This window comes from Butyrivibrio sp. XPD2002 (assembly GCF_000423945.1).
Taxonomy (GTDB): domain Bacteria; phylum Bacillota; class Clostridia; order Lachnospirales; family Lachnospiraceae; genus Butyrivibrio.
Genome location: NZ_AUIY01000044.1, coordinates 1 through 8,004, shown reverse-complemented (window position 1 = coordinate 8,004; position 8,004 = coordinate 1). Strand labels below are relative to the sequence as shown.

The 8,004-nt window shown below is 42.5% G+C and carries 11 protein-coding genes and 1 pseudogene; 7 read left to right on the top strand and 5 right to left on the bottom strand.

The genetic code is table 11. The features are described 5' to 3' along the window. Positions 1–209: pseudogene (locus tag G587_RS26795) on the bottom strand (transposase); the annotation flags it as partial. Positions 210–369: 160 nt separating this feature from the next. Between G587_RS26795 and G587_RS0115970 the strand changes: the two are divergent. Together G587_RS0115970 and G587_RS0115965 are read left to right on the top strand one after the other, a co-directional pair. Next, positions 370–1,656 carry a WG repeat-containing protein gene (locus tag G587_RS0115970; protein WP_026493073.1) on the top strand — a complete coding sequence of 429 codons (1,287 nt, stop codon included), beginning with the start codon at positions 370–372 and terminating at the stop codon, positions 1,654–1,656. Positions 1,657–1,661: 5 nt separating this feature from the next. Continuing rightward, positions 1,662–2,240, top strand: coding sequence for a hypothetical protein (locus G587_RS0115965; RefSeq protein WP_026493072.1), 579 nt, complete (start codon positions 1,662–1,664; stop codon positions 2,238–2,240). On the opposite strand, the gene G587_RS0115960 is transcribed toward G587_RS0115965, so the two are convergent. From G587_RS0115960 to G587_RS0115950, 3 genes are read right to left on the bottom strand one after another with little or no spacing between them, the layout of a single operon-like run. Next, positions 2,227–2,841 (bottom strand): esterase, encoded by a 615-nt coding sequence (locus G587_RS0115960; RefSeq protein WP_026493071.1) that lies wholly within the window; start codon positions 2,839–2,841, stop codon positions 2,227–2,229. The two genes, G587_RS0115965 and G587_RS0115960, sit on opposite strands and share 14 nt — an antisense overlap. A 13-nt stretch (positions 2,842–2,854) precedes the next feature. Beyond that, entirely contained in the window at positions 2,855–3,415 is a 561-nt protein-coding gene (locus tag G587_RS0115955; protein WP_026493070.1) for a sce7726 family protein, read from the bottom strand. Between the two features lie 18 nt (positions 3,416–3,433). Next, a complete protein-coding gene (locus G587_RS0115950; protein WP_026493069.1) occupies positions 3,434–4,012 on the bottom strand; it encodes an SOS response-associated peptidase in 579 nt (192 codons plus the stop codon). A gap of 157 nt (positions 4,013–4,169) precedes the next feature. Here G587_RS0115950 and G587_RS0115945 point away from each other — a divergent pair, with 157 nt between their 5' ends. The 5 genes from G587_RS0115945 (at position 4,170) to G587_RS0115930 (ending at position 7,694) form a co-directional block, all read left to right on the top strand. Further along, positions 4,170–4,517, top strand: coding sequence for a PadR family transcriptional regulator (locus tag G587_RS0115945; protein WP_026493068.1), 348 nt, complete (start codon positions 4,170–4,172; stop codon positions 4,515–4,517). Continuing rightward, complete coding sequence (locus G587_RS0115940; RefSeq protein WP_026493067.1) at positions 4,517–5,098, top strand: DUF1700 domain-containing protein; 582 nt, start codon at positions 4,517–4,519, stop codon at positions 5,096–5,098. The genes G587_RS0115945 and G587_RS0115940 overlap by 1 nt, the downstream gene beginning before the upstream one ends. After that, complete coding sequence (locus tag G587_RS0115935; RefSeq protein ID WP_026493066.1) at positions 5,088–5,996, top strand: DUF4097 family beta strand repeat-containing protein; 909 nt, start codon at positions 5,088–5,090, stop codon at positions 5,994–5,996. Before G587_RS0115940 ends, G587_RS0115935 begins: the two co-directional genes overlap by 11 nt. A gap of 685 nt (positions 5,997–6,681) precedes the next feature. Beyond that, entirely contained in the window at positions 6,682–6,840 is a 159-nt protein-coding gene (locus G587_RS26025) for a hypothetical protein (RefSeq protein WP_207637480.1), read from the top strand. 110 nt (positions 6,841–6,950) lie between these two features. Continuing rightward, complete coding sequence (locus tag G587_RS0115930) at positions 6,951–7,694, top strand: nucleoside/nucleotide kinase family protein (RefSeq protein ID WP_026493065.1); 744 nt, start codon at positions 6,951–6,953, stop codon at positions 7,692–7,694. A 116-nt stretch (positions 7,695–7,810) separates the two neighbouring features. Here the strand turns inward: G587_RS0115930 and G587_RS0115925 are convergent. After that, the coding region (locus G587_RS0115925; protein ID WP_026493064.1) for a zinc ribbon domain-containing protein at positions 7,811–8,004 on the bottom strand (194 nt) is incomplete at its 5' end.

Here is an 8,004-nt window from a genome sequence, read left to right as displayed (position 1 = left end):
AGGTAAGCCATGAAATCCCTGTAATCCCAGGGCTCTACATTCAGAATCAAAGGGAGCTTATCAATCTTAAATTTTTGATATTTGGGAGAATGAGAATCCTCATAAGCCCACTGTTTAAGCGGAATATATCTACAGATAAAGTTGATCAACCAGCAGTTTTGTTGATAGAGCTGATGGATGATTTCAAGTAAATAAAGTATAATGTTCACGAGCATTGTTTCCTTTGCGGGATGTTTTCTTGGTCGTTAACATTATACCAAAAGGGAGGTCAATGCTCTTTTTATTTTGAACTCCCGAAAAATAGAGGATTTATAAAGAAAAAAGGAGTGTCGATTAGACACTACCGTTATTGTTTGGGAGAGAACGTTTATGAAAAAGTGGAAGTTTCTTTTGCCTGCAGCAGGTATCGTGGCGATAGGCGCTATTGCCGCAAGCATTTACTGCTCGCAGACAGAATATGGGAATGAGTATATTATCGATCAGCAGGGCAATAAGGTTGTGGATCAGGGCTTTAAGGATGTTTATTACGAGTGGGACTGTCCTGAGAAAAAGGCCCAGTACATGATCAGTAACAGATGGCCCAAGTGGTCACCTTTTTATAAGGAAAAATGGGGATTTATAAATCTCGAGACAAAAACTGTGGAGGCCCCCCGTTTTTCAGACAAATTAAGATATAGAGATGACGGCCTTGCATGGGATTACAAGGGACATCTTATTGATAAGGATGGAAACATCGTCGTCAATTGCAAGTGGTATTTTCAGGATGGCAGATTTTTGGACAATCCCAGAAAGTTTGCTCTTTATGCTCTTAAAAGAAGAATCCTGAACGGCCACATACTAAATGGCGGCTTCCTTGGATTTGGCATATTTGATAAAAACCAGACTCTGCAAAGCTATGATACCTTAAGCGATAAAAATAACAAGCCCTATATCGGAACCTATGATTCATATGGTCTTGTCAGTTATTTTTCGTATTCCGAGTCTGCCCGTGGCTACATGGACAGAGACGGAAACACTGTGATTTCTCCGAAGTTCGCTGTGGCAAATGAGTTTGACGAGAATGGTTTTGCCAGCGCTTACAACAATGCGCCTTTTGAAAACAATGGATATGGGCTTATAAATTTAAAAGGTGAGGTCATTGTTGATTTCGATTATGAAAGTATAGATAAGGATTACGGCGAACTGGGCTATGTTTTAAATGGTTATTATACAGATAGCTACGCCGATAAAGAAGGTAATATTCTACTTGATAGCTACAGAAGGATTATCGCCCTGGGCGGGAAATATATAGCTGCCCAAGAGAAGACTGATGATGCCTATGTTTACATGGATTCCAAATGTCAGCCATTTTTAGAGTCAGAATATAAGCCCTGCGGTTACGATAGTAAAAAGGACCTCTTCATCGTCGAGATAAAGGAAGACACTCAGAAGTATATGGATCACGACGGAAATATTCTGGATGATATCGTTTCTCCAATTGAAAATAGCTACAACGATGATGGAATCGACGACGTCGATCATTTTGAAAGAAAGGCCAACACCATCAAATTTCTCGATGGTACCGAGCTTACGTCCTCGGACTTTAAAATACTTACATATTACGATGGCAAGGATGCATCCGATGTGTATTGCATCGTTGAGTATGGGGAGGACTGATTGCTATGAAAAAGAAATTAGGTTGCGGAATGCTGATATACAGCGTACTTATGACTCTGCTATTTTTAGCTGAATTTGTCATCCCCTATCATCCAGGAAAAATGAGTATCCTGCTATATTCAATTACTCCGGTAAAATTCCTGCTTTGCCTTTACATGATAAATAAGCTTAACCACAGAATAATTCAGGGAGAACCCTTTGGAACCTGCAAAAAGTTCCTTGTGATTTTAGCCTGTGTTTTTGTGCTGGATTTTCTTGTGAACCTGATTTTTACGATTCCTTTCCCCAGATCCTATGAAGCAGCATCCTACGCATTTTTTATGATCATTTCGATGATAGAATTTGCCCTTAATGCTTTTGTGATCTGGCACTACTCCAGAACTATAAATGCAATATCTGAAGCAAAGCTCTGGTTGTGGATCAATATAGCAATTACCATTGTATTTTTCATTATCATTTGTAAAACCTATAGCGAGTATGAAATTGGTGACAAATGGACCAACGCTGTTCTCCTTCTTTTCCTTTGCAGAGAACCGCTAAAAATACGCATTGGTCTACTAAGAGAAAAGGTCAGCGCAGCATAAAGGAAAATCCCTTGGCCATCCTAAGGTCAGGCTCTTTAAAGTGATTGCCCTGATTCCATTCAAGGGTGCAGACTTTTCCCTGTGAAGTTAAATAATCATTCATGGCCCGGATCCTGTCTCCCACAGTGGACATCACAGGATTCCGGGTCTTTTCTTCTTTATCACCAAGACTCAGATAGATTTTGGGAACCTTAATGTCATGCTCCTTCATGTAGTCAAAAAATCCCGGGAACCAGGCTGAAGGTGAAGCTGCTGCCACTCCGCTAAATACATCGGTCTGATAAACAGCCCAGAGTGCAAATAATCCTGCCAGGGAGTATCCGCCAAGATAATAGGTTTTTGATTTATCTTCAGTGTATTTCAATACCTCAGTAAGCGTTTGTTCTGCGCCGTCGCCAAAGCCCTCATCTCCGAAAACCGCAGGTGCTTCCCAGGGTGAAAGGTCCCTGTTCCAATCGTCAACCTTTATGGCTATAAGACGAATATCTGAGGCTTTTTGAATATGTTCAAACTCATTATCAATTGTCTTAAAATCATGACCATCGATGAGCTGAATCAAAACTATGTTACTTTTCGGATTTCCAAACTCAAATTTTTCCATACCAGTATCCTTCCTACTCTTCCTCAAAAATCGAGTAATCCCTGTCGAACAAAACCTCCAGCATCTGCTCCTTCAAAAGCTCCTTATCCACCTTTTCCATCAGATACTTTTTCCTGAACATCCTACTCTTATCGGAGTATTTGTAGAGTCCGTTCTTTTCCTGCAAAACTGCAAGCTCTCTCTTCCAGAGAAGTCCCATCTGGTTTGTCAGCTTAACCTTTGGGCTTTTACCGGGCTTTCTTAGTTCATAAAAATCGAGGCCGCCCTCTTCCTCTTCCACCGTGATGATTCCCCAGTGATCAGGCACATGCTCCTCGATGTGCGCCCCGTGACTTCCCCCAACCACAGCATAGTTATAATCGAAGAACCTGTCGTAGTCCTTCACCTGTCTTGAAAGCCGCTCGTAGGTATCGGCATCGCTTTTTATCTCGGCACCAATAAGCCCATCTTCCGTAACAAGAACAATATCCGCCCTGGATTTGCCCATGGTCAGCTCTTCGAAAAAGCGCACCTTACCATATTTCTGTTCAAAATAATCGCACAGGTCATCCCTGATATCCGCATCCCGTAGCATAAAATTCCACCATTTTCATCAAAACAAACTAAGCTGCTCATAGTCACAGCTCCTATCAAGCTCAGGCATTTTCTTCTTAATAAGGTCGTATGCCGCAGCTTCATCATAAAGATAATCCGCCACATTTTTCTTATCTATCATCACAGGCATCCTGTCGTGAACAGGCCGCATGGAGTCGTTCGCATCAGTTGTGAGGATCACGAAACGGTCCTCGTTATCACGAAGATCGTAAAAGCCCGCCAGATACATTGGCTCTTCATCAGGCCTTTTGAATGTAAATTTTGTCTTATCCTTATTCCACTCGTAAAAGCCGCCGGCCGGAAGCACACATCTTCTGCTCCTGATACTATCTGAAAACATCGGCTTCCGGACAGCCGATTCAGCCCTGGCGTTTATGATCAGCTTACTGTCTTTCCCTGTAAGCCCCCACTTCATATTGTAGGCCTTCACCCCGGCGCCGCTTCCTTTAATAAGAGATAATCCCATCATGCCCGGCGTGATATCACCATAATTATGGGCGCAGAATCCCTCCGGAAGCTCCATATCCTCCTCGACCCTGCGAGCTATTCTGTCAGCATAATAATATCTACAGCACATATAAAAAATGCTCCTAACTGCTTTTTTACGCCATTTTCCAAAGCTTTATATCCATAATTTTATAAAGTTTTTTCCGAAATATCAAACTCATGTGTTGACACGTGCAATATTATACGCTATATAATATTGTATCAGCGCAAAAGAAAGGAGCGGTAGCATGACGTATCAATTAACAGCACCGTTACTGGATGCCTGCGTTCTGGGAATCGTACGAAGCGAGGATTCATACGGATACACGCTGACACAGAAGGTTCGTCAGGTTGTGGATATTTCAGAGTCCACACTTTACCCTGTTCTCAGAAGGCTTCAGAAATCAGGGTGCTTAAGAACCTACGATGCTCCCTACCAGGGACGAAACAGACGGTACTACGCCATCACAGAGGAAGGCCTAAAAATGCTGAATTTCTATGAGGGCGAGTGGAATGAATACAAAACTAAAATCGACGGACTTATAAGAGGGATCGATTCAGAAATTCCGCAGATTTCTGAGAAGGGGATGACATAATGAACAAACAACAATTTTTACAGGAGCTCGACAGAAGGCTGAAGCTCATTCCTGCAGATGACAGACAGGACGCTATCGAGTACTACGACGGATACATATCTGATATGGAGCTTCCCGAGGGCACCGATGTGGTGGCAAGTCTCGGAACTCCCAAGGAGGTTGCAAAGAACATCATCGAACAGTGCACGCAGAAGCACATCGAAAACACCGCAGAGCAGAAAACCGTTAAGGGAAAGGCCACAGTCGTATGGCTGACAATCCTTGGAGTGCTGGCACTTCCGCTCTCACTCCCCCTTGGCATCATGGTGATGGCTATCGTATTTGCAGTTCTGATAACAATCGGCGCAGTGGTTTTTGCACTTATCGTTTCAGCTGTGGCAATCGCAGTAAGCGGCTTTTTTTCAATCTTCTGGGGATTATTTGTTCCCGGATTTGCTCAAAAGTTCTTCACCATAGGTGCAGGACTTATGATATCCGGGCTCAGCATTTTACTGGTATATGGACTTGTCTTACTAATCAGGACAGTAAGTCATAACATTTATAGAAAAAAGGAAACGGAGGGAACTGGTTATGAACAGTAAGGTAATCTTATATTTGGCATTGGGAATGTCCGCATTTGGATTTATAATTATGGCAACAGGATTTAAGTTAGGAGCAAAGCCCGTGATTTCAATTGGTAATAGTAAAGTAACAGAAAACAAAACATCAGAAGAATGTGGGGATCTTGTGACAGGCTCCATGGAACTGTCCGCTTTTGATGAGCTCGACGTAGACATCGCTTCAATCGGCGCCTATCTCGTTCAGGGAGATTCCTACAAGCTTGAATATCAGGCATACGAAGAGAATGTGCCCAAGGTTACAGAGAGCGGCCACAAGCTGACAATTAAGCAGCCCTCTCACAAAAGCTTCGTCTTCGGCTTCAATCTCCTCCCCCGCGAAGATGAACAGTATTACAGAATCACCGTTCCCAAGGATGCAGGAATCATCGATGTTGACATGGATGCAGCTTCAGGTGTGCTCAGCGTTGATGGCGTCAACATCAAAGGAAAGCTGGACATCGCATCAGGTCTTCTCGAAGTAAACAATGTTGAATCCGAGAAATTAACCTGCTCTGCTGCTTCAGGAAAAATCGACCTCAAGGACATCAAGGCTGAAAAGCTCACACTTGACCTCGCTTCAGGACTTATGAACGTAACAGGCTGCACAGCCAGGGATCTTGATACCGAGCTTTCAAGCGGCACAGTCACAATCGACGAGATGACAGTCGATAACGCAGATTTCGATATCACCTCCGGAAAGGTCTCACTTAACCTTGTTGGTAATAAGGATGATTATTCCTATGATCTCGATGCAACATCAGGAAGCATCAAGGTTGATGGAGCCTCAACCGAGAAGAAATTCAAGGCTGACGGAAATACGGATAAGAAAATAAAAGCGGATCTTACAAGTGGATCTTTTGATGTGACTTTTGGGGAATAAAAAGGATTTTAATGAGTTGAAAATATCTCTGATATGCTATTATTCTATTAAAGGTACTGCCGATAACGGTCAGTCCTATTTATAGTTATTGATCAAAAATGACCGACAACTTTTGCTAGGAGCTGTGGCGGTCATTTTTGATGTTTCAAACACCTATCTCAATGAGCCTTTCCCTTTATTTTCCATAATGATCACCTCCGGGATCGGAAGTTCTCGGATTACTCCGGCAAAGGACTGACCGCTACCGTAACAAATGGCAGTACCGTTTAGCAGTATAACATTATGTTATTATGTATGTATCGAACAAAAGCTTAAGATTACATTTGGTTATTTCGGTCTGATAGCACAGGTGCTAATCTTTGCTCAGCACTATTGTTTTTTAATTTAGCACCACCGATCTGCAGCTAAGCCCCACAAAGGGGTATGTTATACTTAATAATGCAAACAGACATTATCTTCGGTTTAATGAATTAGTGGGGATGAAAAGTGTAACTACACGTCGAATGCCACAAAACAAATAAGGTCAAGTAGCATAAATTGCCATTCAGGCAATAACTACGCGAAAAATGGTCAAACAGGGATTTCTCGCGTAGGAAATGACCACCTAAAAGCAATCGACTACGTGAAAATTGCTTAGGAATAGATAAGACTCGTAGGAAAGACCTAATACGAAGGCAAGAACTACTTGATAAATACTAAAACCCAGGCAGGGACAAGTAGAAAAGACAATATTGCTGCTAAATCCTACGCGAAAATAGTCGAAAGTAAGTATTTTTCAAGTAATAACGACCTTCCGGGAATGTTTCCCAGAAGAGTTATAGATGGAAATAATATCGCAATATAATTTCCTGAAAAACAAAGTGGTGTTATTGCGTGAACAGATGGTGCTCAATTGAGAATTGGGTGGGCTCACAGTCCGAAATATTCAACATTAATTCATAAAAGGAGTCCAGTATGAAATATAGTGTAAATATAAATGGTATTGATGTAGATGCAAAATATAGCGAATACTCTGTGTCGAACATCTTTATACCTTTAATTTCAAAACTATCATCACTCCAAAGAGCAAAGGGTAAGCGCATTCTGGTACTCCTTGCTGCACCGCCTGGAGCAGGCAAGAGCACATTATGCAGCTTCCTGCAGAAGCTCTCAGAGGGACATGACGAATATGCAGATATACAGGCCATAGGAATGGATGGTTTTCATAGAAGGCAGGAATATCTCTTAACCCATAATGTCATGCGTGATGGACAGGAAGTACGAATGGTTGATATCAAAGGTGCTCCAATTACTTTCGACCTTGAGCTTCTCAAAAAGCGCATACAGGATGTTCTCTCTTCCGAGGTAACTCCCTGGCCTACCTATGACAGACATCTGCACAATCCAATAGATAACGCGATTACTGTAGAGAAAAATATAGTGCTCCTCGAGGGCAACTATCTCCTGCTCGATGAAGACGGCTGGCGTGAGATCAAAGACTATGCCGACTACACCATCTCCATCACCGCTGATGAAAACATGCTTCGTTCAAGACTCGTGGACAGGAAGGTTAAGAGTGGAAACACCTTAGAAGCCGCTGAGAAATTCGTTGACTACAGTGACATGGCTAATGTCAGGCTCTGTCTTGAAAAGACCATGAAGGCAGACCTTGCACTGCGTGTTAATCAGGATGGAGATTGTCAACTACCACGCACCTAAAGGTACGTGGCTTGCGACTCCCCTGTAGTTCGTTGCAATAACTCCTACATTTTGTCGGTGTAACTTCCGTGGGGTCGCATCATGGGACGGTTGACACCGCCCCTTACGACAAAGATTTACTCTGCCGTAACTGTATCAGGTACTTGACTATCTTCAAGATAGTTGATTCCCATGCGGTACAGATTCATAGCTCCAATGCGGTCATCGTTTGATTTATAGCCACAGTTCTTACAAGCAAACAGATGTATCTTCTTGTTACGGTTAGCTTTTTCAATGTGACCACATACAGGACAACACTGACTCGTATAAC

Excerpts from the sequence above, each read along its gene's own strand:
- G587_RS0115970 (WP_026493073.1), top strand. The coding sequence starts at position 370 with ATGAAAAAGTGGAAGTTTCTTTTGCCTGCAGCAGGTATCGTGGCGATA.
- G587_RS0115965 (WP_026493072.1), top strand. The coding sequence starts at position 1,662 with ATGAAAAAGAAATTAGGTTGCGGAATGCTGATATACAGCGTACTTATG.
- G587_RS0115960 (WP_026493071.1), bottom strand. The coding sequence starts at position 2,841 with ATGGAAAAATTTGAGTTTGGAAATCCGAAAAGTAACATAGTTTTGATT.
- G587_RS0115955 (WP_026493070.1), bottom strand. The coding sequence starts at position 3,415 with ATGCTACGGGATGCGGATATCAGGGATGACCTGTGCGATTATTTTGAA.
- G587_RS0115950 (WP_026493069.1), bottom strand. The coding sequence starts at position 4,012 with ATGTGCTGTAGATATTATTATGCTGACAGAATAGCTCGCAGGGTCGAG.
- G587_RS0115945 (WP_026493068.1), top strand. The coding sequence starts at position 4,170 with ATGACGTATCAATTAACAGCACCGTTACTGGATGCCTGCGTTCTGGGA.
- G587_RS0115940 (WP_026493067.1), top strand. The coding sequence starts at position 4,517 with ATGAACAAACAACAATTTTTACAGGAGCTCGACAGAAGGCTGAAGCTC.
- G587_RS0115935 (WP_026493066.1), top strand. The coding sequence starts at position 5,088 with ATGAACAGTAAGGTAATCTTATATTTGGCATTGGGAATGTCCGCATTT.
- G587_RS0115930 (WP_026493065.1), top strand. The coding sequence starts at position 6,951 with ATGAAATATAGTGTAAATATAAATGGTATTGATGTAGATGCAAAATAT.